Source organism: Zavarzinia compransoris (assembly GCF_003173055.1).
In the GTDB taxonomy this organism is placed as follows: Bacteria; Pseudomonadota; Alphaproteobacteria; order Zavarziniales; family Zavarziniaceae; genus Zavarzinia; species Zavarzinia compransoris.
Genome location: NZ_QGLF01000003.1, coordinates 165,625 through 188,092 on the forward strand (window position 1 = coordinate 165,625; position 22,468 = coordinate 188,092).

Here is a 22,468-nt window from a genome sequence, read left to right on the forward strand (position 1 = left end):
GCGGTCACACCGAGAATTGGCCGCGCAGGTGGCGGCCGGCGAAAGTGAGCTTGGCCAGGCTGGCGCCGCCCTGGCCCAATTCGCCGAGCAGGCCGTGGGTGCGGCGGATGGCCTGGGCATTGGCGGCCAGCCAACCGTCGACGCCGCCCTCCGCCTTGATGGCGGCTGCCGCCAGCAGGCGCTGCTGGGCATAGAGGTCGTCGGCGAGCGCGGTCAGGGCCAGGCGGTCCCAATGGTCGCCCGGCTCGATCGCCGCCGCCGCCTCGCGCAGGGCTTCGAGGCCGATCTCATCGCCCAGGCGGAAATAGGCGCCGCCGATGGCGAGCACATCCCCCGCCCCGGCCGCGGCGACGATGTCGAGGGCGCCGGCCAGAAGGGGCAGGGCGGCGATCGCGCCGGCCAGCGCTTCGGGCACGCCGTCGGCGGTCAGCCGGTCCTTGGCGGCGGTGAAGCGGGCGCTGCTGCGCAGGGGCAGCAGGTCGGGCAGGGCTTCGGCAAGGCCGGCGACGCCGGGCCCGAAACGCCCGACCGCCCCGGCGATGTCGAGCGGCTGCACCTCGTTGTGCAGCAGCCACATGGTCGCCTGCCGGGTGGCATCGCCGGTCGCCAGCAGCATGGCGGTCTGGGTCGCCGCGGGGACCAGGCCGTCGAGGGCATCGATGGCGGCGGCGAGATCGTCGAGGCGGAAGACGATCCGCGCCGCGACGAAGGCACGGGCGACGGCGCCCGCCTCGAAGCCGGTCGATTCCTCGATGCGGGAGACGAAGGTCGGCCCGGTCCAGTTGACGATGGCATTGGCCAATTGGGTGGCGATGATCTCGCGCCGCAGACGGTGGCGCTCGATCTCGGCGCCATAGCGGGCCTGGAGCCGGGCGGGGAAATAACGCGCGACCTCGGCGCCGAGGAAAGCATCCTCCGGCGCGTCGCCTTCGAGCAGGTCTTCCTGCAGGCGCATCTTGGCATAGGCAAGGAGGACGGCGGCTTCCGGCCGGGTCAGGCCCTGGCCGTCGCGGGCGCGGGCGCGCATCTCGTCGTCCCCGGGCAGGTATTCGACGCCGCGGTCGAGGCGACCCTCGGCCTCCAGCATGCGCATCAGGCGGATCTGGTTCTCGACCGTGCTGCGCCCGCGCGCCCGGATCATGCTGATCGCCTGGGTTTGCAGGTAATTGTCGCGCAGCACCAGATCGCCGACCTCGTCCGTCATCTCGCGCAGCAGGGCGTCGCGCTGCTTGCGGGTCAGGTCGCCGTCCGCCATCACGCCGTTCAGCAGGATCTTGATGTTGACCTCGTGATCGGAACAATCGACGCCGGCCGAATTGTCGATGGCATCGGTATTGATGCTGCCCCCGGCCGCGGCATATTCGATGCGGCCGCGCTGGGTGCAGCCGAGATTGGCGCCCTCGCCGACGACGCGGGCGCGAAGCTGGCGGGCATCGATGCGAATGCCGTCGTTGGCCTTGTCGCCGGCCTGGGCATTGGTCTCGCTGGTCGCCTTGATATAGGTGCCGATGCCGCCGAACCACAGCAGGTCGACCGGCGCCTTCAGGATCGCCTGCATCAAGTCCTGGGGCGTCGCCTGGGCGGCCTCGAGCCCGAGCAGGGCCCGGATTTCCGGGCTGAGGGGCACGGCCTTCAGGCTGCGCGGGAACACGCCGCCGCCGGCCGAGATCAGCGCCCGGTCGTAATCGTCCCACGACGAGCGGGCCAGGGCGAAGAGGCGCTGCCGCTCGGCAAAGCCCGCCGCCGCATCCGGGTTGGGATCGATGAAGATATGGCGATGGTCGAAGGCGGCGACGAGGCGGATCCTGTCCGACAGCAGCATGCCGTTGCCGAAGACGTCGCCCGACATGTCGCCGACGCCGGCGACGGTGAAATCCTGGGCCTGGGTATCGTGGCCGAATTCGCGGAAGTGGCGCTTCACCGCTTCCCAGGCGCCGCGGGCGGTGATGCCCATGGCCTTGTGGTCATAGCCGGCCGAGCCGCCGGAGGCGAAGGCATCGCCCAGCCAGAAACCCCGGTCCTCGGCGATGCCGTTGGCGATGTCGGAGAAGGTGGCGGTGCCCTTGTCGGCCGCGACCACCAGATAGGGATCGTCGCCGTCGTGGCGGACGACATCGGCCGGCGGCACCAGGGCGCCCGCGCGGATATTGTCGGTCAGGTCGAGAAGGCCGCCGATGAAGATCTTGTAGCATTCGATCGCTTCGGCCTGGATCGCCTCGCGGCCCGCCGCGGCGCCGGGCAGGCGCTTCGGGTAGAAGCCGCCCTTGGAGCCGGTGGGCACGATCACCGCATTCTTCACCATCTGCGCCTTCACGAGGCCCAGGATCTCGGTGCGGAAATCCTCGCGCCGGTCGGACCAGCGGATGCCGCCGCGGGCGACCTTGCCGCCGCGCAGGTGCACGCCCTCGACCCGGGGGCTGAACACCCAGATCTCGACCAGGGGTTTCGGCAGGGGCATGCCGTCGATGCGGCGGCTGTCCAGCTTGATGGCAAGGCAGGCGCGATGGCCGCCGTCGCCGCCCGCCTGGAACAGGTTGGTGCGCAGCGAACAATCGACGACATTGAGGAAGCGGCGCAGGATGCGGTCCTCGTCCAGCGAGGCGACCTCGTCGAGGGCGGCCAGGATCGCCGCCTCCTGCGCGGCCAACGCGGCCGGCCGGTCGCCGGCGAAGGCCGGATCATGGCGCAGGCGGAAGAGATCGACCAATTGGCGGGCGATGCCGGGCCAACGGGCCAGGGTTTCCTCCATGTAATCCTGGCTATAGGGAATGCCGATCTGGCGGAGATAGCGGGCGATCGCCCTGAGCACCATGACATCGCGCGCCGGCATGGCGGCCAGGACGACGAGGCGGTTGAAGCGGTCGTCCTCGGTCCGCCCGGCCCAGAGCTGGGCGAAGGCATCCTCGATCAGGGGCGCCAGGGTTTCGAGCGCGAGGGGCCGGCCCGCCGGCTCGATCAGGCGGAAGTCGTGCAGCCACATCACCCTGCCGTCGGCGAGGCGAAGAGCATGGGGCACTTCCTCCATCACCTTGAGGCCCAGGTGTTCGATCAGCGGCAGGCAATCGGACAGCGGCACCGGCTGGTCCAGGCGATAGAGCTTGAAGCGCAGCACCGCGCCGTCGTCCTCGAGCAGGCGGTAGACTGCCTGGGAAACGGCGCCGGGCCCCCGGGCCAGCAGGGCCTCGCCCCGGGCGATGTCGAACAGGGCGGCGGCGGGGGCATGGGATTCGCGGTAGGCGCTGGGGAAGGCGCGCAGCCAGCGCCGGGCAAGGCGCAGGCCCTGGTCCTCGCCCTCGGCCCCGATCAGGGCTTCGCGCAGGCGGTCGGTCCAGCCCCGGGCGGCCAGCACGATATCCTTTTCCAGTGCGGCCGGATCGAGCCGGGCGATGCCCTCCGCCGTCGCGCGGACGATCAGGTGGACGCGGGCCAGTTCGGTCTGGCCGACCAGGCTGGTGCGCGACATCACCTCGCCCCCGGCGGCGCGGGTCAGGATGCCCTCGACCGACTGGCGCAGCGCCGTGTCGAATTGCTCGCGCGGGAGATAGACGAGGGCGGAAATCCAGCGCTCAAAACCGTCGACGCGCAGGAACAGGCCGGTCCGCGGCCGCTCTTCCAGGCGCAGGATGCCGAGGGTGGTGGCGGCCAGCTCGTCCTCGGTCACCTGGAACAATTCATCGCGCGGGAATGTCTCGATCGCGTTCAGCAGCGCCTTGCCGTCGTGGCTGTCGGGGGCGAAGCCGGCCCGGGCCAGCACCCGCGCCCCCTTGCCGCGCAGCAGCGGAATGTCGCGCGGGCGGAGCTGATAGGCGGCGGAGGCGAAAAGGCCGTAGAAGCGCCGCTCCCCCGCCGGCCGGCCGTTGGCGTCGAACAGTTTGACGCCGACGAAATCCATGATCGCCCGGCGGTGCACGGTCGATTCCATATTCGCCTTGGTCACCACCAGGGCCGCGTCCTGCGAGCGGAGGTGGTGGACGCCGCCGTCGCCCTGCCGGCCCATGGCATGGACGCGGGCGTCGCGCAGCAGGCCGAGGCCCTCGCCCTGGGCCCCGTCGCGATAGTCGCGGCTGGCCAGCAGGACGAAATTGCCGTCCAGCAGCCAGCGCAGGAAATCGACCATCTCGGTCTCGATGCCGGGCACGGCGGCCAGGCTTTCCGCCGCTTCCGCCAGCCGGTGCAGCATGGGGCGCCAATCGTCGACCGCGGCGCGGACATCGCCCAGCACCCGGTCCAGGGCCGCGGCCAGGGCGGCGCGGGACTCGGCGTCGCCGTCCTCGTCGATCTCGATATGGATCAGCGATTCGGCGATGGCGCCGTCCGCGCCCGGGGCGGCCAGGGCCGTGCGCCGGCCGGCGGCATCGCGGGCGACGTTCAGCACCGGATGGGCGATCAGGTGGACGCCGCGCCCCTCCCGCGCCAGGGCGGCAGTGATCGAATCGACCAGGAAGGGCATGTCGTCGGTCACGGTCTCGACCACCGTATGCGGGCTGTGCCAGCCGTGGCTGTCGAGGCGGGGATTGAAGACGCGGACGAGGTGGCCGCCGGCCGGGCGTTCGGCGGCAAAGCGCCAATGGCCGAGGGCGGCGCCGAACAGGGCCTCGGCGCCATGGGCCAGCAAGTCCTCGGAACCGAGGCGGGCGAAATAATGGCCGGCCATCTCGGCGATTTCATCCGCGCCCGTGGTCAGGCGGGCCTTCGCCTGGCCGATGATGGCTTGCAGCTGGTCTTCTCGCGCCTGGTTCGCTTTGTTCTCGACCATCATGGGTCCCCTGCGTTCGCCTCGGCCTGCCGCCAGCCTAGCCGACCTCGGTTACAGGGCCAAGGCGGGGTTACCGGGCCAAGGCGGGCGGAGTACCTGTCTGGCCGGCGCCGCGGCGGCTACCTAAATCGGCGGACATCGGCTAATGTCGCGCCATGCCGGGAAGCACCATTCCGTCCTTGTACGAACGCGATTTCTACGCCTGGGCCAATGAACAGGCGGCGCTGCTGCGTGCCGGCAAGCTGGCGGCGGCCGACATCGAGCATATCGCCGAGGAAATCGAGAGCATGGGCAAGACCGAAAAACGCGAACTGGTAAGCCGGTTGGCGGTCCTGCTCCTGCATCTGCTGAAATGGCGATACCAGCCGGAATGCCGTTCCGCCTCGTGGGAAGCGACGATCGAGGTGCAGCGGCGGGATCTGGCCGTCCATCTCAAAGACAACCCGAGCCTGAAGGCGAAAGTGCCGGAAGCCGTCGACTATGCCTATGGCAACGCCCGGATCGAGGCCGCCGCCGAAACCGGCCTGCCGAAGCCGACCTTCCCGGAAGAGTGTCCCTGGTCTTTCGATCAGGCGATCAGCGAAGATTTCTGGCCCGACTGAATTCGGCGGCCGGCGCGCTCACTCCCCGGGCGGGACCAGGCGCCAGGCGGGCTGCCGGCCCTTGGCCGCCGCCCGGCGGTCCTGCACCGTCAGCCAGAAGCGGTAGACGGCGAGATCGAAGCGGTCGAACAGGCGGAAGGGCAGGCCGGGCAGGGGGTTGAACGGGTTGGTCCGCGCCATCGACCAGATCTCGAGCCGGCTGGCCGGGCGCAGGCTGGCGTCGCCCCGGCGGTGCAGGCCCCTGGTATCGGCGACGATCAGGGTGTTCTTCCGCACCGCGAAGGCGCGCGGCGGCGGCAGGTCCAGCCCTGCCAGCTCGTCGGGCGAGACGCGGAACGAGCCGCGCGCCGAGAGAATGTCCGGCCCCATCTTTTCGGTGATGCTGCGCCGCCATTCGAATTTCGCCCGCTTCCAGGTCAGCCGGTGCGAGCCGGGAACATAGGTGAAGGGGCCGTTGGTGCCGTCGACATCGTCGAGGAACAGCCAGGCCTTCATGGTCGGCTGGAACGTGTCGGCGTGGATCTTGGTCTGGGGATCGGGCAGGCCGGGCAGGACGCCGGAGCGAATCGTCTGCACCCATTGGCCCGGAATGCGCAGCCGGCCGGCGACATAGCCGAGCAGGCGGCGATAGCGCCGGTCCGCCAGCAGGCGCCGCGCCGCCGGCAGGCGGGCCAGGGTCTCGCCGTCCAGCAGGATGCGGTGGGTGATCGTGTCGCCCTGGTGGCATTCCCGCCCGGGCGCCCGGAAGGCACGGATTTCCGCCTCCAGGGCGGCGAAATCGGCGGCCGGCAGGAAATCCGCCTTCAGGATGAAGCCGTCGCGGCCGAACGCGGCCCGGTCGGCGGCGGAAACGGTCGGCGCAAGCAAAAGTCGGCGAAAAGCCATCACCCGATCTGCGACGAATAGTCGCAGGACATGCAGGCCCAGCCGGTTCAACCAGACGCTGCCGATGACCGGGTTGTCGATAAACGACTTCGCGCCAGTCCCAAGGGACAGGATTTGAAACGGCAGCGCAAGCACGCGCCGGAAAGCCAAGCCCACGGATTTCGGGCGTTGCGGCGGATTCTGGGGAACGCTGGTCATGGCGCGAAGATAAGCCTCCGCGGTCGCAAACGAAACAAGTCTTCATCGCAGCTTGGGACTGAGGGAATCGCCCGGGTTCGCACTACCATTTGGCAATATTACAGTCCTGTGTTAGGAAAACGTGCCGGGGGGCACATTAGTGAAAGATCTCGGTCCCCGCTTGGGCGCAAGGTGTCGGGGCTTAGCGGGTACAAGGAGAATATCGATGCCGTCCAAGGCAAATCCCGTCGACGTTCATGTCGGGGCTCGGGTCAAGCTCCGCCGTCAGCTTCTGGGCTTCAGTCAGACCGAACTGGGCAATGCGCTCGATCTGACTTTCCAGCAGGTGCAGAAGTACGAGAAGGGAACGAATCGCATTTCGGCCTCCAAGCTGCACAAGATGGCCGAAGTGCTGGACGTGCCGATCTCGTTCTTTTTCGACGGTGTCGAAGGCGCCAAGCCCGATTCGGATTCGGGCGACCTCGACATGATGTCCCGGTCGGAGACCATCAGCCTCGTGCGCGCCTATTACGCGATCGAGGACGATGCCGTCCGCCGCAAGGTGATCGAACTGCTGCGCACCCTGGGCAAGGACCCGGCTGCCGCCTGAGTCATCCGGACCCTCAATTCATAGGACCCCGGGCGACGGGGCTTCCGTTCCGACGCGGCCCGCCTTTCTCCGAAGGGCGGGCCTCGTGCGTTCCGTGGCCGTGCGTGCTAATGTCCCACGATGATCACCCCGGCGCATATCCGGCAACCGGACGGCATGACGCGCAAGCGCCTGCTGCTGATCCACTGCGCCCGCATCGGCTATCGGCCTTAGGTCGGCCGCCTCGTTTCATTGCCCCTGCCGTTTTCGCGTTTTCCGACGAGGCCTTGCCATGACCGCTTCTCCCGTCCGCAATTCGACCGCCGCCCTTCAGGCCGCCGACGCCCGCCACCACCTGCACCCCTTCACCGACCATGCCGGCCTGGCCGCCAAGGGCGCCCGGGTCGTCACCCGCGCCGAGGGCGTGCGGCTGTGGGATTCCGAGGGCAAGAGCCTGCTCGACGGCATGTCCGGCCTCTGGTGCGTCAATGTCGGCTATGGCCGCGCCGATCTCGCCGAGGTGGCGAAGCGGCAGCTGCTCGAACTGCCCTATTACAATACGTTCTTCCAGACCACCCATCCGCCGGTGGTGGCCCTGTCCGAGAAACTGGCCTCGATCGCGCCGGCGGGCATGGATCTGGTCACCTTCGCCGGCTCGGGGTCGGAGGCGAATGATTCGATCGCCAAGCTGGTGCGCTATTTCTGGAATCTCCAGGGCAAGCCGCGCAAGAAGACGATCATCAGCCGCAATTACGCCTATCACGGCGTCACCATGCAGGCGGCCTCGCTCTCGGGGCTGACCGCCATGCACCCGCAGTTCGACCTGCCGCTGCCCGGCGTCGTCCATGTCGAGGCGCCCTATTGGTATGCCCATGGCGGCGATCTCTCGCCCGACGAGTTCGGCCTGAAGGCGGCCCGCGCGGTCGAGCGGAAGATCCTGGAACTGGGGCCCGAGACTGTCGGCGCCTTCATCGGCGAGCCGATCCAGGGCGCCGGCGGCGTGATCATCCCGCCCGCCACCTATTGGCCCGAGATCATGCGCATCTGCCGCCAGTACGACGTCCTCGTCATCGCCGACGAAGTGATCTGCGGCTTCGGCCGCACCGGCAATTGGTTCGGCAGCCAGACCTTCGGCATCCAGCCCGATTTCATGACCATGGCCAAGGGCCTGACCTCGGGCTATATCCCCATGGCCGGGATCATGATGGGCGGCCGCGTGGCCGAGACCTTCCGCAGCGCGGGCGAGGAAATCGTCCACGGCTTCACCTATTCCGGCCATCCGGTGGCGGCGGCGGTCGCGGTCCGCAACATCGAGATCATGGAAGAGGAAAGCCTGGTGGCCAAGGCCGGCGGCGAGATCGGCGCCTATTTCCAGGACCAGCTGCGCGGCCTGGCCGATCACCGGCTGGTCGGCGAGGTCCGGGGCGTCGGCATGATCGCCGCCATCGAACTGGTCGAGCACAAGCCGAGCCGGGCCTTCTTCGATCCCAAGCGGAATGTCGGCACCCAGTGCCGCAACCATTGCTTCGCCAATGGCCTCGTCATGCGGGCCTGCCGCGATGTCATGGTGCTGGCCCCGCCGCTGTCGATCTCGAAGACCGAGATCGACGAATTGGTCGGCCTGGCCGCCCAGTGCATCGAACTTACCGCCCGCGACCTCGGGCGGTAAGTCCGGAACTTCAGGCGGCGGCCGTCCCCCAGGCGTCCATGGCCAGGATGCCGTAGGTATAGGAACGGTGGCGGGCAATCACCCGCTCGCCCGGGAAGGCCGCGCCGAGCACGGTGAAGAGGGGCAGGAAATGCTCCTCCGTCGGGTGGTTCTGCGGGCCGAAGGGCGCCTTTTCGCGATAGGCGATCAGGCTGTCGATATCGCCGGCCTCGATGGTCTCGGCCACCCAGTCGGCGAAGGCGACGACCCAGGGTTTCGCCGGCTGTTCCTGCACCGGGCTGCGGAACTCGTAGAGATTATGGGTCAGCGAGCCGGAGCCGAGGATCAGCACCCCCTCGTCGCGCAAGCCGCGCAGCGCCCGGCCGACCTCGAAGGCATGGCGGGGGCCGAGCGGGGTCTGCACCGACAATTGGGTGACCGGGACATCGGCCGCCGGATAGGCCAGCTTCAGCGGCACCCAGGCGCCATGGTCGAGGCCGCGGGCGGGATCGACCACGGTCCCGGGCAGCAGGGCGGCGACCCGCGCCGCCACATCCGGGGCGCCCGGGGCGGGATATTGCATCTCGAACAGCGCGCGGGGGAAGCCGCCGAAGTCATGGATGGTGCGCGGGCGTTCCACCGCCGACACCCGGGGCGCGGCGCTTTCCCAATGGGCCGAGACGACCAGGATCGCCTTCGGCGTTTCGATCTCGCGGCCGAGCCCGACCAGGAAGCGGTGGGCGGGACCGTCGTCCAGGGCCAGCATGGGCGAGCCATGGCTGACGAACAGGGCAGGCAGGCGTGACATGATCGTCTCCTCCGGGAAAAGCGCCGGTCCGGATCAGAGGGCGGCCAGCTTGCCCGGCAGCTTGCGGCCCAGGGCGAAGGCACCGGGGCCGGTCAGGGCCGAGGCGAGCAGCAGCACGGTCCAGGCCGCCGGGAATTCCCAGCCGCCGCCGGCCGCTGAAAAGCTCCAGCCGTTGCCGGCATGCTGCAGGGTCGCGCCGATCAGCACCGGGATCAGGCCGAGGGCGGCCAGGCGCGGCAGAACGCCCAGGATGAGGGCAAGGCCGCCCGCCACTTCGGCGAAGATCACCAGATAGGCGAAGCTGCCGGGATAGCCGATCGATTCGAAATAGCCGGCGGTGCCGGCCGGGGTGAAGGTCAGCACCTTCAGGATGAAGCCATGGGCCAGCGCCAGCACGCCCAGCGTGACGCGCAGCAGGAAGGCACCGAGGCCGGCGGTGGTGGATTCAGTCATGATCGAACTCCGATGCGGGGAAATCTGTCCTGCGCATCAATATGGTCCCCGCCCCGACATTATTGAAATTGATAGTGATGAATATCATTATTCACCGTGATGATATTCGAGAAGCTGGACCTCAACCTGCTGCGCCTGTTCGAGGCGGTGATGCAGACGGGCAATGTCACCCGGGCGGCGCTGCGCCTGGGGCTGACCCAATCCGCCGCCTCCAACGGCCTTGCCCGCCTGCGCGAGGGATTGGGCGATCCCCTGTTCATCCGCCGCCCCGGCGGGGTGGAGGCGACGGCCCGCGCCCGGGACCTGGCCGGCCCGGTGGCGGAAGCCCTGTCCCACCTGCGGCAGGCGCTGGACGGCCAGCGCCTGTTCGATCCCGCGCATGTGGAAACCGAGGTGGTGATCGGCACCTCCGACCATGCGGAACTGGTCCTGGGGCCCCGGCTGGCCACTCACCTGGCCGCGGCGGCCCCCGGGATCGCCCTGACCTTCCGCCATTGCGACCGTTCGGACGCGCTGGCCCTGATCGACGAGGGCGCGGTGCAGCTGGCGCTCGGCCCGCTGCCCGAGCCGCCCAGCCGCATGACCCGGCAATTCCTGACGCGGGAGGGGTTCGCCGTCCTGCTGCGGCCGGGGCATCCGGCGGCGGATGCCCTCGACCTCGACGCCTATATCGCCGGGCGGCACATGCTGGTCTCCGCCATCGCCAGCCGGGACGGGCTGGTCGACCGGCTTCTGGCGGAACGGGGGCTGGGGCGCCGGCTGGGCCCCGTCGCCTCGCATTATCTGGCGGCGGGCGCCATGCTGGCCGGCACCGACGACCTGCTGACCCTGCCGGCCTCGGTCGCCGCCGTGCTCGCCGCCGCCTTCGGCCTGGTCAGCCGGCCGGTGCCGCTCGACATGCCGGCCATGCGCCTGTCCATGATCTGGCACCGCCGCAATGCGGAAGCGCCGCTGCACCGCTGGCTGCGCCGGAGCGTCGCCCTTCTGGCGAAAGCCGGGCCCAGGGGGTAGAGTGCGCGCCGCCATGACCACGCCCGACCCGACCGCCACCGAATTGTCCCTGCTCGGCCACGCCGCCGGCCTGCCCGCCAGCCCGGCCGCGGCGGTGCTGGAGCGGATCGCGAACCCGCATCCGGGCACGGCCTATCTGGTGCGCTTCGTCTGCCCGGAATTCACCTCGCTGTGCCCGGTCACGGGCCAGCCGGATTTCGCCCATCTGGTGATCGACTATGTGCCGGGCGACTGGCTGGTCGAAAGCAAGGCGCTGAAACTCTTCCTCGGCGCGTTCCGCAACCACGGCGCCTTTCACGAAGCCTGCACGGTCGAGATCGGCAAGCGCCTGGTCGACCTGCTGGCGCCGGCATGGCTGCGCATCGGCGGCTATTGGTATCCCCGAGGCGGCATCCCGATCGACGTCTTCTATGCCACCGGCACCCCGCCCGAGGGCCTGTGGCTGCCGGACCAGGGCGTGCCGCCCTATCGCGGACGGGGCTGAACATGCCCCGCCCCGCCGAGCGCAAGGCCCCCGACGCCGCCGAAATCGAAGCCCGCGTGCTATACAAGGACAGTCTCGTCCTGATCATCGACAAGCCGGCGGGCCTGCCCGTGCACCAGGGCCCGGGCGGCGGGCCCAATCTCGAACAATCCTTCATACACCTGCGCTACGGCCTGCCGCGGGCGCCGTCGCTGGCGCATCGCCTGGACCGGGATACCACCGGCTGCCTCGTCCTCGGCCGGCACCCGAAGGCGTTGACCAAACTCGGCAAGATCTTTGCCGGCGGGCGGGCGAAGAAAACCTATTGGGCGGTGGTGCGCGGCCGCCCGGCGGCAGACCAGGGCACGGTCGAGGCGCCGCTGGCCAAGCTGACGCCGAAACGGGGCTGGCGCATGGTGATCGATCCCGCCGGCCAGCCCGCGGTCACCGACTACCGGGTGCTGGGCACCAGCGCCGACGGCGCCCATGCCTGGCTGGAGCTTCATCCCCGGACCGGGCGCACCCACCAGATCCGCGTCCATTGCGCCCATCTCGGCTGCCCCCTGGTGGGCGAGCCGATCTACGGCCGGCCCGAGGACGCCCCGGAGCCGGAAGACGTGCTGCATCTCCTGGCCCGGGCGATCCAACTGCCGCTCTATCCCAGCCGCGAACCGGTCGAGGCGACGGCGCCGCCGCCGGACCATATGCTGCCCCTGCTGCGCGCCTGCGGCTATCGGGATTAGGGACGACGCGACAGGATCCCGGCAGCGCCGCCGATCCCGGCGCGGAAGGCATCGTCGAAGGAAACGCCGGCCAGCGACCAGGGCGCCTGTCCCGCCAGGGTCCAGGTCACGCGCCAGCCCGTCGCCGCCTCGTCCCAGACCAGATCGCCGGTCAGGACGGTATCGGCGGCAAGGCCGGCGGCGACGCTATCCGGGGCGCTGCCGTCCGGCGCCGCCGCCGCGTCCGGCAGGACGAGGGGCAGGCCGAAGCGGGCGGCGGCGGCGTCCAGCGCCTCGACCTGGGCGCCGCGGGTCACCCCCGGGCCGCCGCGGCTGACCAGCCAGTCGCGGCCGTCGCGCCGGCTGACGACGACGACCCCCAGCACCGGCCGGTCCGCCGGCCAGGGCCGGCGGCCGAGGGCGGCGAGCATGCCGTCGATGGCGCCGGGGCTGAAGGTCGGGCGCAGGAAGAAGGGCCGGTCGCGCGTGCCCTGCTCGTCACCAAGTGGTAACCCCTTCATGCGATCTTCATATTCCAGGCTGACGATAGCCTCCGCCGCGCGGGCCTGCAGGGCCGGCAGCCGGGGATCGTCGGCAAGGTCGGGCCGGCCGGCGACCCGGACCAGCACTTCCGCCAGACAGACCCCGAGACCGCGCGCCCGTTCCGCCTCGCCCTGGCCCGTGACCACGGTCTCGCAGGCGGTCAGCCGCTCGACCACCCGCGCCCGGCCGGCATCGGGGACGAGAGCGGCCGCGACGCCGAGGAGAAAGGCCAGGATGCGCATGGCCCCAAGAATATTCCGCCCGTGGCGCCTCTGGAAGCCGTTGAGATGACTTCTCTTTGTAACGGTAACATAGTAAGAGTTGGCCTCAATCCCTGGTAGGCCAAGGGGTCGCCAACACTAAATAGATGAATACCTGCATAGGTCTATCCAAACGTCGCGATGAGTAAGAAACCCCTGACCCGCCAATATGCCGCCCTGCCGCTCGATCTTCGATCGGGAGAGATGGAGCTTGTGCTGGTGACGTCCAGGACCACTGGGCGCTGGATCATTCCGAAGGGCCGGCCGGAGCCGCGCCTGCCGGGCCATGAAGTCGCCCGCCGCGAAGCCTATGAGGAGGCGGGGCTGCTCGGCGTCACCGCGCATCGCGCCCTCGGCAGCTATATGGGGATCAAGGGCCAGGGCAATACGGCGATCCCGGCGCAGATCTATGTCTACCCCATGCGGGTGACCGGGGATCTGGCGGAATTTCCGGAAAAGGGCCAGCGCGAGATCATGCGGGCCAGCCTTCTCGAGGCGCTGATGCTGCTGTCCGACGGCGGCCTGGTCTCGCTGCTGCTGCGCCACGAGCATCAATTGATCGACAGACTGCCGCCGGTCGCCTAAGACCAAAGGCGGCAAGGCAGTCGGGGCAGGCAATCGGGTTCGGGGGTAAGACGATGGCGGAAGGCAGCGGCCGGCGGATGGCGCCCTCGCGGGGGCGGTCGGTGCTGCGGGCGAAATCGGCCCTGACCCGGGACCGCATCGCCGACGTCGCCCTGACCCTGTTCAACGCCCAGGGCTATACCGCCGTCACCACCAACCGCATCGCCGACGACTGCGGCATCTCGCCGGGCAACCTCTACTATCACTTCAGGAACCGGGAAGACATTCTCTGGTACCTGTTCGAAGGGGTGGAGAAGCGCATCCACCGCCTGTTCCTGGACCCCGCCTTCACCGAGACCGGGGTCGACCGGTTGCGGCTCCAGATCATGGGCGCCGCCGAGATCCTGGCCGAATTCCGCTTCTTCTTTCACGACCATATCGCGATCATGCGCCGCGATCCCCGGGTCGAGGCGTCCTACCGCGGTCTTCAGCGCGACGTCACCCGCGCGGTCGCCCGCGACCTTCAGCCCCTGACCGGCGAGGACGGGGAGCAATCCTTCCGCCTCGCCTCGTCACTGTGGATCGTCGCCACCGGCTGGGTGTCCTTCCTCGAAGTCCAGGGCACGGCAGTCGACCCGGTGAGCATTCTCTCCCTGGTCGATGCCGTGCTCGATCTGGTGCGGCCGCGCATCAGGCCGGCGGCGTGACCGCGTCCTCCGCTTCCAGGCGGCGGGCGGCGAGGCGCTTGGCGAAGCGCCGGGCGAAGGCGGCCTGGACATCGTCGACCACGGTGAAGACCACGGGCACATAGACGAGGCTGAGCAGGGTCGAAGTGATCAGCCCGCCGATCACCGCGATCGCCATGGGCGCGCGGAATTCCGTATCGGCGCCGATCCCCACCGCGATCGGCAGCATGCCCGCGCCCATGGCGACCGTGGTCATGATGATCGGCCGGGCGCGCTTGTGGGCGGCCTCGATCAGGGCGTCGCGCCGGCTCATGCCCGCGGCGCGCTGGTAGAGGACATATTCGACCAGCAGGATCGAATTCTTCGCCGCGATCCCCATCAGCATCAGGATGCCGATCAGCGCCGGCATGGACAGCGCCTCGTTAGCGATGAACAACAGGCCGAAGGCGCCGCCGATCGAGAGCGGCAGGGCGGTCAGGATGGTCGCCGGATGGGCGAAGCCCTTGAACAGCAGGACGAGCACGACATACATCAGGAAGACGCCGGTGCCGAGGGCGATCAGGAAGCCGGTCATCAGCTCGGCCAGATTCTCGACGTCGCCGGTGGGCAGCTCGATCACTTCGGGCGGCAGGTGGCTCATGGCCGGCAGGGCATGGACCCGGGCCGCGGCGACGCCGAGCGGGATGCCGATCAGTTCTGCCTCGATTGCGACGCTGGAGCGGCGGTCCAGCCGGTAGATCTGGGCAAGCCCGGTCCGGTGCTCGATATCGGCGACGGCGGCAAGCGGCACCGAGCCGCCGTCGCTGGTCGGCACGCGCAGGGCGGCCAGGGTTTCCGCATCCTTCCGGGCGCTTTCGGGGAAGATCAGGCGGATCGGGATCTGGCGGTCGGCCAGATTGAACTTGGGCAGGATCTGGTCGATGTCGCCAAGGGTGGCGACGCGGACGACGGCGGCCAGGGTCTCGGCCGTGACCCCCAGCGCCGCCGCCTTGTCCGGCTTCGGCACGATGCGGATCTCCGGCCGGGCCAGATTGGCGGTCGAGGCGACATTGGCGATGCCCTCGAGGGTACGCATCTCGCGCTCCACCTGGCGGGCGGTCGCCGCCAGGATCGCCGGATCGTCCGAGACCAGGGCCAGTTGCAGCTTGGCGCCCGACGAGCCGTCGGCGCCGAAGCGGACGCGGGTGCCCGGCACCTGGCGCAGCAGGGCGCCCACTTCGCTTTCGAAATCCTGCTGGTTCAGGGCGCGGTCGCCGCGCGGCACCAGGTTGACCGTGATGGTGGCGCGCCGCACCTCGCCCAGGATCGAGCCGACCGCCCCGGGACTGCCGGTCGCCGTATTGGTCCCGGTCGAGACATAGATCGACTTCACCTCGGGCCGGTCCTTCAGCTTGGCGGTCAGGGCCTGGGCGGCGGCATCGGTCTCGGCCAGCGAGGCGCCGGGCGGCAGTTCGACCGACATGACCGAGCGGCCCCGGTCGCTGACCGGCACGAAATCGTTCGGCAGCAGGGTGGTGAGGCCGAGGGAGCCGACGAAGATCCCGATCCCGGCGATAAGGACCAGGAAGCGCCGGTCCAGGCACCAGCCGAGAAAGCGCAGATAGCCGGGCATCCAGCGCGGCTCGCGGTGGGGATGGCTTTCCTCGCCGCGCAGCATATAGGCGCCCATCAGGGGCGTGAGCATGCGCGCGACCACCAGCGAGAAGGCGACCGAGACGCAGGCGGCAATGGCGAAGGACTGGAAGAACTGGCCGACGATGCCGGGCATGAAGCCGACCGGCATGAAGACGGCGATGATGGTCGCGGTGGTCGCGACCACGGCAAGGCCGATTTCGTCCGCCGCCTCCAGCGCGGCGCGATAGGGCTTCTTGCCGGTCGAGATATGGCGGACGATATTCTCGATCTCGACGATGGCGTCGTCGACCAGGATGCCGACCGTCAGCGACAGCGCCAGCAGGCTGACGATATTGATCGACTGGTCGAGGGCGAGCATGACCGCGAACGTGGGGATCAGGGACAGCGGCATGGCGATCGAGGCGATGAAGGTCGCCCGCCCGTCGCGCAGGAACCAGAACACCACCACGACGGCGAGCGCCGCCCCCAGGATCAGCGCCTCGACCGAGGCATAATAACTCTCCATCACGAAATCGACGGCGGAGGTCACTTCCTCGAACTGCACGTCGTCGCGTTCGGCGTCGAAAGCGGCGATCGCCTGGCGCACCGCCTGGGCGACATGGACCTCGGACGTCCCTTGCGAGCGGGCGACGCTGAAGCCGACCACTTCCTCGCCGTTGAAGCGGGCCCGCGCCCGCGGCTCGGCGAAAGCGTCGCCGACCGTGCCGATGTCGGACAGGCGGATGGCGCGGCCGTCCGGGAGGTCGATCCTGGTCGCCGCCAGGGCTTCGACCGAGGTGGCGCTGCCGACCGTGCGGATGGTCTGTTCGCCGGTGCCGATGGCGACGCGCCCGCCCGGCAGGTTGGTATTGGCCCGGCGCAGCGCCGACGACACCGCCTGGGCCGAGACGCCCAGGGCCGCCATGCGCTCCGGATTCAGCTCGACCCGGATCTCGCGGTCGACGCCGCCCTCGCGCAGGACGGAGGCGACGCCCTTCACCGCCAGCAGGCGCTTGGCGACGTCGTTGTCGATGAACCAGCTGCGCTCCGCCGGGGTCATGTCCGGGGCGCGCACGGCATAGATGAACAGGACGCCCGAGGCATCGACGCGGGAGACGACCGGCTCCTCGGCATCGCCCGGCAGGTCGCCGCGGACGGCGGCGACGGCATTGCGCACATCGTTGGTCATGCGGTCGATATCGACGCCCAGCTGGAACTGGATGCTGGTGACCGAGATGCCGTCGGAGACCGTCGAGGTGATGTGCTTGACCGAGCCGAGCCCGGCCACCGCATCCTCGACCAGGCGGGTGACCTGGGTTTCCAATTCGCTGGGCGCGGCCCCCGGCTGGGCCACGGTGATGGTGACGACCGGAATATCGACATCCGGCGTATTGTTGACGCGGAGCGCGATGAAGCCGATGAGACCGGCCACCGTCAGCACCATGAACAGGACCAGGACCGGGACCGGGTTGCGGATCGACCAGGACGACAGGCCGTTCACGAGCGTGCCTCCACCGTGCCGACCTTGTCGCCTTCTTCGAGGAAGCCGGCGCCCTGCACGGCGATACGGTCGCCCGGCTTCAGGCCCTCGCGGATCTCGACCTCGCCCTTGGGCCGGCTGCCGGTGACCACCGGGGTGAAATGGGCGGTGCCGGCGGCATCCAGGACGAACACCCCCTCAATGCCGTCGCGCCAGACGATGGCAGCGGCAGGCACCATCAGCGCCTCGACCGTGCCGAGATCGATCGCGCCGGTGGCGAACATGCCGGGGCGGAAGCCGGAATCGGCAGGCAGGGCCAGATGCGCGATGCCGAGCCGGGTGCGGCTGTCGACGGTCGGGCTGAGGCTGCGCAGGGTGGCGGCCACCGGCCGGCCGATGCCTTCCGCCGTGACCGTGGCGGCAAGGCCGGGCGTCAGGCCGGCGAAGGTCGCCTCCGGCACTTCGGCCTTCAGTTCCAGTCGGCCGTCGCGGATCAGGCGGAACAATTCCCCGCCCGTGCTCACGACCTGACCGAGATTGGCGCTGCGCCGGCCGATGATGCCCGCGGCCGGGGCCTTGACCACGGTCTGGTCCAGGCGGGCCCGGGTTTCGGCAAGGGCGGCCTCGGCCGCCAGGACCTGGGCGGCGGCGGTGCGCTCGGCGGCGATGCGCTCGTCCAGGCTCTGGCGCGAGACGGTGCCGCGCGGCTGCAGGTCCTGGGCGCGGGCGAGATTGGCCCGCGCCTCGGCCAGCAGGGCGCGGGCGGAGGTGAGGCTGGCCTCCTGCTGGGCCGATTGCGCCTTCAGGACGGCATCGTTCAGGCGCAGCAATATCTGGCCGGCCGAGACCCGTTCGCCTTCCTCGACCGCGACTTCGGTGATGGCAAGGCCCTGGGCCTCGGCGGCGACCACGATTTCCTCCCACGGCAGCACGGTGCCGGAGGCGATGATCTGGCGGGTCAGCGCCGTCGGCGTCACCGGCAGCACGGTGACGGTCAGGGCCGGGCCGCGGGCGCCCTGGGCCGCCTCCGGCCGGTCGCAGGCGGCAAGGCCGAGCACCAGCGCCAGCACGAGCCCCAAGCGCAGCACGGGCCCGCGGCGGGACGGCAGGGCGGGAAACGGGGGATGATGGGCCATGGCTGTACTCGCGACGATCTCTCTCCCTTCAACTAGTATATTGACTAACTCGTCGGTCAATGAAAAATTTAATCCATGACCCAAGAAGTTTTCCTGACGCGGGACGAGCGCCCGCTTTCCGAACCGGCCGAGGCGGCGGGCGTCGGCATCCGCCAGCGCCAGAAGGCGGCGCGACCGGGCCAGATCATCGAGGCGGCTTTCGCCGAATTCGCGGAAAAGGGCTATGCCGCGGCGAGGCTCGAAGACGTCGCCCGCCGCATCGGCATCACCAAGGGCACGATCTATCACTATTTCCCGGGCAAGGAAGACTTGTTCAAGGCCATGGTCATGGCCCATCTGCTGCCGCTGATCGACGGCCTGAAGGCGATCGCGGGGGACGAGGGCACGGGCGGCGTCACCCTGCTGCGCCTGCTGCTGGAGCGGGCCTGGCACGACATGGTGGGCAACGAGAAATCGCGGGAATTCGTCCGCCTGCTAGTGGGCGAGGCGTCACGGGTGCCGGAACTGGCGCAATTTTTCCAGCGCGAACTGACCAGCCGGGCGGAGGAATTGATCGCCGCCGTGATCGAGCGGGGCGTGGCCACCGGCGAATTCCATGCCGAGGCGGCGAAACGCCTGGCCGGCTTTCCCGACGCCATCATGGCCCCGGCGGTGATGGCCTGCTTCCAGGCGGTGCTGATCTCGGGCGCGGGCATGCCCCTGCCCGATATCGTCGCGATGAAGGAGGCGCATCTGCACCTCCTTCTCAACGGGCTGCTGGTCCGGCCCTGATACCCTCGCTCAGCGCTTGACGGTATCGTCCGGGGCGGGCACCACATCAGGCGCCCTGTCCAGCAGGCCGGTCAGATCGCCGCGCTTGGCCGTGCCGGCGCGCATCGCGAGAAAATCCCGGGCCGTCTCCACCGCGCCGATCTTTTGCGCAACCGCGGAAACGATCCATTGATTGAGGGACACGCCGTCCTCCATGGCAAGGCGCATCGCCGTTTCCTTGAGCGATTCCGGCAAATGCAGCGGGTATTTGTAGCGTCGGGCCTGCGTCATGCCTTCAATCTCCTGACGATCTCTCCGGGTGTCGCAACAGCCACGCCCAGCCCGAGCGCCGGCCGGAAATCCCTGACGTTATGGGTCACGATGGCCCCGGCCTCGCCATTCAAGGCAGCCTCCAGCACCATTTCGTCCGCGACATCGGCCAGCATCGGGCGCGTCCGAAACGAAATATCGACACCCTCCGCAATGGCGGCAAGCGTGCCTATCACCGGTCCAGGATGTCAACGCGGGGTAGGCAACCGGCAGCTCAGTCGCGGAACGGGTCGTGCACCAGGATGGTGTCGTCGCGTTCGGGGCTGGTGGACAGCAGGGCGACCGGGGCTTCGATCAATTCCTCGATCCGCTTCACGTATTTGATCGCGGTCGCGGGCAGGTCGGCCCAGCGGCGCGCCCCTTGGGTCGATTCGGACCAGCCTTCGAGCACTTCATAGACCGGCTCGACCGCCGCCTGATCGCCGGCGGAGGCGGGGAAATGGCGGACGACTTCGCCGCGCAGCCGGTAGCCGACGCAGATCTTCAATTCCGCCAGCCCGTCGAGGACGTCGAGCTTGGTCAGGGCGATGCCGTCGATGCCGCCGACCTTCACCGCCTGGCGGACCATGACCGCGTCGAACCAGCCGCAGCGCCGGGGCCGGCCGGTGACGGTGCCGAATTCATGGCCGCGCTCGCCCAGGCGCTTGCCGATCTCGTCGGTCAGTTCGGTCGGGAAGGGGCCGCCGCCGACGCGGGTGGTATAGGCCTTGGTGATGCCGAGGACATAGCCGACCGAGCGCGGCCCGACGCCCGAGCCCGCCGCCGCCTGGCCCGAGACCGTGTTGGACGAGGTGACGAAGGGATAGGTGCCGTGGTCGATGTCGAGCATCGAGCCCTGTGCGCCTTCATAGAGCACGCGCTTGCCGGCCGAACGGATCTCGTCCAGCACCATCCAGACCGGCTTGGCGAAGGGCAGCAGGCGGGGCGCGATGGCGGCCAGCTTCGCCTCCAGCGCCGCGCGGTCGACCGGCGGGGCGCCGAAGCCGGCGCGCAGCGCATCGTGATGGGTGATCAGCGCGTCCAGCCGGCGCGACAGGGTGGCCGGATCGGCAAGGTCGGAGACGCGGACGGCACGGCGGCCCACCTTGTCCTCATAGGCCGGGCCGATACCGCGCCGGGTGGTGCCGATGCCGCCGGTCTTGTTGCCGTCCTCGCGGAAACCGTCGAGTTCGCCGTGGACCGGCAGGATCAGGCAGGCATTGTCGGCGACCACCAGATTGTCCGGGCTGATGGTGACGCCCTGGGCCTGAAGGCGCTCGATCTCGGCGAACAGGGCCCAGGGGTCGATGACCACGCCGTTGCCGATCACCGACAATTTGCCGCCGCGGACGATGCCCGAGGGCAGCAGCGACAATTTATAGGTCTGGTTGCCGATCACCAGCGTGTGGCCGGCATTGTGGCCGCCCTGGAAGCGCACCACGACATCGGCGCGCTCCGACAGCCAGTCGACGATCTTGCCCTTGCCCTCGTCGCCCCATTGGGCGCCGATCACCGCAACATTGGCCATGGTTTCAGTCCTTGGATCTTCGGATCACCGGAGGAAATGGAATAGGGTCAGGCCGCGACCGGAGTCACGGCGCCGGCATGGTAGAGATGGCTGCACCCGAGGCGCCGGGCCTCCGCCGCCGCGTCGTCCACGGGGGCGAGGCCGGCGACGGTGCGATGGCCGGCGGCGCGAAGCGCCCGGGCTTCGGCGGCCGGCGTATCGAAGGGCAGATAGACGAAGACCGGCAGGGCCGGCTTCGGCAGGGAACGCAGCAGCGAATCGACATAGAGGGTGAAGCCGACCGCTTCTTCCGTGCCGCCGTCGGGCCCGACCAGGTCGTAGCGCCCGCCCCGGCCCAATTCGCCCCGGACCCCGGCGGCGAACAGGGTGAAGCCGAAACCGGTGTGATATTCATGGGCGCGATATTCGCCCGGATCGATGGTCAGGGCGATGGCCGGATCGGCCTTGCGGATGGCGGCGACGAGACCGGCCAGTTCCTGGACCTCGCGCCGCGCGGCGGGCGGCAGGGCAAGGCCGGCGAGCGTGTCGAGCGCGCGATCGGCCGGCCCGGCGGCGGCCAGCAGGCCGCGGAAGAGAATGCCGGCCTCGCCCGGGATACCGTCCAACTCAGCCGCATCCTTGCCGTCCAGGGCATCGCGGGCCTTGTCGGCCAGGGCGGCTGGCAGGGCCAGGGCGGCGGCGATCGCCGGCACCAGGGTGGGCAGGGTCAGGTCGACGGTGACCGGCCGGGCATGGCCGCAAGCCTCCAGCGCCTCGACCGCCAGCAGCACGACCTCGGCATCGGCGGCGACCGAGCGCACGCCGATCAGCTCGACCCCGGCCTGGGGGAACTGGCGTTCGGGGCGCAGCTGGGTACCCTTCACCCGCAGCACCTGCCCGGCATAGGACAGGCGCAGCGGCCGCGCCGCCTTTTGCAGGCGGGTGGCGGCGATGCGGGCGACCTGCACCGTCATGTCGGAGCGGACCGCCATCAGGCGCTGGCTGGCGGGATCGACCAGGCGGAACATGCCGGTCCCCTGCGCGGCGCCGGGGCCGGCGGTCAGGCTTTCCTCGAATTCGATCAGGGGCGGCTTGACCCGCTGATAGCCGTGGGCAGCAAAGACCGCGACGAGCCGCGAGACCACCGCGGCCTCGTGTTCGGCGGCGGGGGGCAGTTCGTCGTGCAGACCTTCAGGCAGCAGGGCGCGGGCGGCGTATTCCGTCATGGCGGGCGGAGTTTACTCAAGCCGGCCCCGCCGTCCATGGAAAAGGCGCGGAAAATGCCCATGGCACCCCTGCGCCCAATTCACGCGGGCGCCGGTTCTTTCGCATATGCGCATCGCAGGTGCAAAAACTGCCCCCACTTCCGCCGCGTCCCCACCGAAACGGATCAGACGGGTCTGGTCGTAATGTGAGAAACTGTTATGATCGTAATAATGAAAGTGACCGGATCCCGTCATTTGGGTTGAAGAAAACCCGGTGGATGGGGCAATTCCGGAACGCGG

The 22,468-nt window shown here is 69.4% G+C and carries 20 protein-coding genes; 9 read left to right on the forward strand and 11 right to left on the reverse strand.

Going from position 1 to position 22,468, the window contains the following annotated elements; translation table 11 throughout:
- Nucleotides 1-4: 4 nt before the first annotated feature.
- Nucleotides 5-4,759, reverse strand: coding sequence for an NAD-glutamate dehydrogenase (locus tag DKG75_RS11420; RefSeq protein ID WP_109921253.1), 4,755 nt, complete (start codon nt 4,757-4,759; stop codon nt 5-7).
- Between the two features lie 176 nt (nt 4,760-4,935).
- On the opposite strand from DKG75_RS11420, the gene DKG75_RS11425 reads away from it, so the two are divergent.
- Nucleotides 4,936-5,358, forward strand: coding sequence for a DUF29 domain-containing protein (locus DKG75_RS11425; RefSeq protein WP_425086492.1), 423 nt, complete (start codon nt 4,936-4,938; stop codon nt 5,356-5,358).
- 18 nt (nt 5,359-5,376) lie between these two features.
- Here DKG75_RS11425 and DKG75_RS11430 read toward each other — a convergent pair whose 3' ends face one another.
- The gene (locus DKG75_RS11430) at nt 5,377-6,243 is read right to left on the reverse strand and encodes a phytanoyl-CoA dioxygenase family protein (RefSeq protein WP_208112117.1); all 867 of its coding nucleotides are present in this window, start codon (nt 6,241-6,243) and stop codon (nt 5,377-5,379) included.
- 403 nt (nt 6,244-6,646) lie between these two features.
- Between DKG75_RS11430 and DKG75_RS11435 the strand changes: the two genes are divergently transcribed.
- Nucleotides 6,647-7,030, forward strand: a complete 384-nt coding sequence (locus DKG75_RS11435) for a helix-turn-helix domain-containing protein (RefSeq protein WP_109921256.1) — start codon at nt 6,647-6,649, stop codon at nt 7,028-7,030.
- A 271-nt stretch (nt 7,031-7,301) separates the two neighbouring features.
- Nucleotides 7,302-8,678 carry an aspartate aminotransferase family protein gene (locus DKG75_RS11440; protein WP_109921257.1) on the forward strand — a complete coding sequence of 459 codons (1,377 nt, stop codon included), beginning with the start codon at nt 7,302-7,304 and terminating at the stop codon, nt 8,676-8,678.
- Nucleotides 8,679-8,688: 10 nt separating this feature from the next.
- On the opposite strand, the gene DKG75_RS11445 is transcribed toward DKG75_RS11440, so the two are convergent.
- Both DKG75_RS11445 and DKG75_RS11450 read right to left on the reverse strand, forming a co-directional pair.
- Complete coding sequence (locus tag DKG75_RS11445; protein WP_109921258.1) at nt 8,689-9,465, reverse strand: dioxygenase family protein; 777 nt, start codon at nt 9,463-9,465, stop codon at nt 8,689-8,691.
- 33 nt (nt 9,466-9,498) lie between these two features.
- Entirely contained in the window at nt 9,499-9,918 is a 420-nt protein-coding gene (locus DKG75_RS11450; protein WP_109921259.1) for a DoxX family protein, read from the reverse strand.
- 99 nt (nt 9,919-10,017) lie between these two features.
- Between DKG75_RS11450 and DKG75_RS11455 the strand changes: the two genes are divergently transcribed.
- From DKG75_RS11455 to DKG75_RS11465, 3 genes are read left to right on the forward strand one after another with little or no spacing between them, the layout of a single operon-like run.
- The gene (locus DKG75_RS11455) at nt 10,018-10,929 is read left to right on the forward strand and encodes a LysR family transcriptional regulator (RefSeq protein WP_109921260.1); all 912 of its coding nucleotides are present in this window, start codon (nt 10,018-10,020) and stop codon (nt 10,927-10,929) included.
- Between the two features lie 13 nt (nt 10,930-10,942).
- Entirely contained in the window at nt 10,943-11,413 is a 471-nt protein-coding gene (queF, locus tag DKG75_RS11460; RefSeq protein WP_109921707.1) for a preQ(1) synthase, read from the forward strand.
- A 2-nt stretch (nt 11,414-11,415) separates the two neighbouring features.
- Nucleotides 11,416-12,135, forward strand: a complete 720-nt coding sequence (locus DKG75_RS11465; RefSeq protein WP_109921261.1) for an RluA family pseudouridine synthase — start codon at nt 11,416-11,418, stop codon at nt 12,133-12,135.
- Here the strand turns inward: DKG75_RS11465 and DKG75_RS11470 are convergent.
- Complete coding sequence (locus DKG75_RS11470; RefSeq protein WP_109921262.1) at nt 12,132-12,899, reverse strand: DUF2066 domain-containing protein; 768 nt, start codon at nt 12,897-12,899, stop codon at nt 12,132-12,134. The two genes, DKG75_RS11465 and DKG75_RS11470, sit on opposite strands and share 4 nt — an antisense overlap.
- Before the next feature lie 159 nt (nt 12,900-13,058).
- Here DKG75_RS11470 and DKG75_RS11475 point away from each other — a divergent pair, with 159 nt between their 5' ends.
- A complete protein-coding gene (locus tag DKG75_RS11475) occupies nt 13,059-13,502 on the forward strand; it encodes an NUDIX hydrolase (RefSeq protein WP_109921263.1) in 444 nt (147 codons plus the stop codon).
- Between the two features lie 53 nt (nt 13,503-13,555).
- Nucleotides 13,556-14,188 (forward strand): TetR/AcrR family transcriptional regulator, encoded by a 633-nt coding sequence (locus DKG75_RS11480; RefSeq protein WP_109921264.1) that lies wholly within the window; start codon nt 13,556-13,558, stop codon nt 14,186-14,188.
- Here DKG75_RS11480 and DKG75_RS11485 read toward each other — a convergent pair.
- Nucleotides 14,172-17,282, reverse strand: a complete 3,111-nt coding sequence (locus DKG75_RS11485; RefSeq protein ID WP_109921265.1) for an efflux RND transporter permease subunit — start codon at nt 17,280-17,282, stop codon at nt 14,172-14,174. The two genes, DKG75_RS11480 and DKG75_RS11485, sit on opposite strands and share 17 nt — an antisense overlap.
- Nucleotides 17,279-18,397 (reverse strand): efflux RND transporter periplasmic adaptor subunit, encoded by a 1,119-nt coding sequence (locus DKG75_RS11490; RefSeq protein ID WP_109921266.1) that lies wholly within the window; start codon nt 18,395-18,397, stop codon nt 17,279-17,281. Before DKG75_RS11490 ends, DKG75_RS11485 begins: the two co-directional genes overlap by 4 nt.
- Before the next feature lie 75 nt (nt 18,398-18,472).
- On the opposite strand from DKG75_RS11490, the gene DKG75_RS11495 reads away from it, so the two are divergent.
- On the forward strand, nt 18,473-19,168 hold the full coding sequence (locus tag DKG75_RS11495; RefSeq protein ID WP_109921267.1) for a TetR/AcrR family transcriptional regulator: 696 nt from the start codon (nt 18,473-18,475) through the stop codon (nt 19,166-19,168).
- Nucleotides 19,169-19,177: 9 nt separating this feature from the next.
- Here the strand turns inward: DKG75_RS11495 and DKG75_RS11500 are convergent, their stop codons facing one another.
- The 4 genes from DKG75_RS11500 to DKG75_RS11515 are packed head-to-tail and all read right to left on the reverse strand — an operon-like array spanning nt 19,178 to nt 22,189.
- Nucleotides 19,178-19,438, reverse strand: coding sequence for a type II toxin-antitoxin system HicB family antitoxin (locus DKG75_RS11500; protein ID WP_109921268.1), 261 nt, complete (start codon nt 19,436-19,438; stop codon nt 19,178-19,180).
- A complete protein-coding gene (locus DKG75_RS11505; protein ID WP_341809851.1) occupies nt 19,435-19,653 on the reverse strand; it encodes a PIN domain-containing protein in 219 nt (72 codons plus the stop codon). The genes DKG75_RS11500 and DKG75_RS11505 overlap by 4 nt, the downstream gene beginning before the upstream one ends.
- Before the next feature lie 38 nt (nt 19,654-19,691).
- Entirely contained in the window at nt 19,692-20,984 is a 1,293-nt protein-coding gene (locus tag DKG75_RS11510) for an adenylosuccinate synthase (protein WP_109921269.1), read from the reverse strand.
- A 47-nt stretch (nt 20,985-21,031) separates the two neighbouring features.
- On the reverse strand, nt 21,032-22,189 hold the full coding sequence (locus DKG75_RS11515) for an ATP phosphoribosyltransferase regulatory subunit (RefSeq protein WP_109921270.1): 1,158 nt from the start codon (nt 22,187-22,189) through the stop codon (nt 21,032-21,034).
- Nucleotides 22,190-22,468: the final 279 nt, after the last annotated feature.

What these genes read in the sequence shown, in the direction of transcription:
- DKG75_RS11465 (WP_109921261.1), top strand. Translation starts at nt 11,416, where the DNA reads ATGCCCCGCCCCGCCGAGCGCAAGGCCCCCGACGCCGCCGAAATCGAA.
- queF (WP_109921707.1), top strand. Translation starts at nt 10,943, where the DNA reads ATGACCACGCCCGACCCGACCGCCACCGAATTGTCCCTGCTCGGCCAC.
- DKG75_RS11430 (WP_208112117.1), bottom strand. Translation starts at nt 6,243, where the DNA reads ATGGCTTTTCGCCGACTTTTGCTTGCGCCGACCGTTTCCGCCGCCGAC.
- DKG75_RS11435 (WP_109921256.1), top strand. Translation starts at nt 6,647, where the DNA reads ATGCCGTCCAAGGCAAATCCCGTCGACGTTCATGTCGGGGCTCGGGTC.
- DKG75_RS11510 (WP_109921269.1), bottom strand. Translation starts at nt 20,984, where the DNA reads ATGGCCAATGTTGCGGTGATCGGCGCCCAATGGGGCGACGAGGGCAAG.
- DKG75_RS11490 (WP_109921266.1), bottom strand. Translation starts at nt 18,397, where the DNA reads ATGGCCCATCATCCCCCGTTTCCCGCCCTGCCGTCCCGCCGCGGGCCC.
- DKG75_RS11495 (WP_109921267.1), top strand. Translation starts at nt 18,473, where the DNA reads ATGACCCAAGAAGTTTTCCTGACGCGGGACGAGCGCCCGCTTTCCGAA.
- DKG75_RS11500 (WP_109921268.1), bottom strand. Translation starts at nt 19,438, where the DNA reads ATGACGCAGGCCCGACGCTACAAATACCCGCTGCATTTGCCGGAATCG.
- DKG75_RS11450 (WP_109921259.1), bottom strand. Translation starts at nt 9,918, where the DNA reads ATGACTGAATCCACCACCGCCGGCCTCGGTGCCTTCCTGCTGCGCGTC.
- DKG75_RS11475 (WP_109921263.1), top strand. Translation starts at nt 13,059, where the DNA reads ATGAGTAAGAAACCCCTGACCCGCCAATATGCCGCCCTGCCGCTCGAT.
- DKG75_RS11445 (WP_109921258.1), bottom strand. Translation starts at nt 9,465, where the DNA reads ATGTCACGCCTGCCTGCCCTGTTCGTCAGCCATGGCTCGCCCATGCTG.
- DKG75_RS11440 (WP_109921257.1), top strand. Translation starts at nt 7,302, where the DNA reads ATGACCGCTTCTCCCGTCCGCAATTCGACCGCCGCCCTTCAGGCCGCC.
- DKG75_RS11515 (WP_109921270.1), bottom strand. Translation starts at nt 22,189, where the DNA reads ATGACGGAATACGCCGCCCGCGCCCTGCTGCCTGAAGGTCTGCACGAC.
- DKG75_RS11420 (WP_109921253.1), bottom strand. Translation starts at nt 4,759, where the DNA reads ATGATGGTCGAGAACAAAGCGAACCAGGCGCGAGAAGACCAGCTGCAA.
- DKG75_RS11455 (WP_109921260.1), top strand. Translation starts at nt 10,018, where the DNA reads ATGATATTCGAGAAGCTGGACCTCAACCTGCTGCGCCTGTTCGAGGCG.
- DKG75_RS11480 (WP_109921264.1), top strand. Translation starts at nt 13,556, where the DNA reads ATGGCGGAAGGCAGCGGCCGGCGGATGGCGCCCTCGCGGGGGCGGTCG.
- DKG75_RS11470 (WP_109921262.1), bottom strand. Translation starts at nt 12,899, where the DNA reads ATGCGCATCCTGGCCTTTCTCCTCGGCGTCGCGGCCGCTCTCGTCCCC.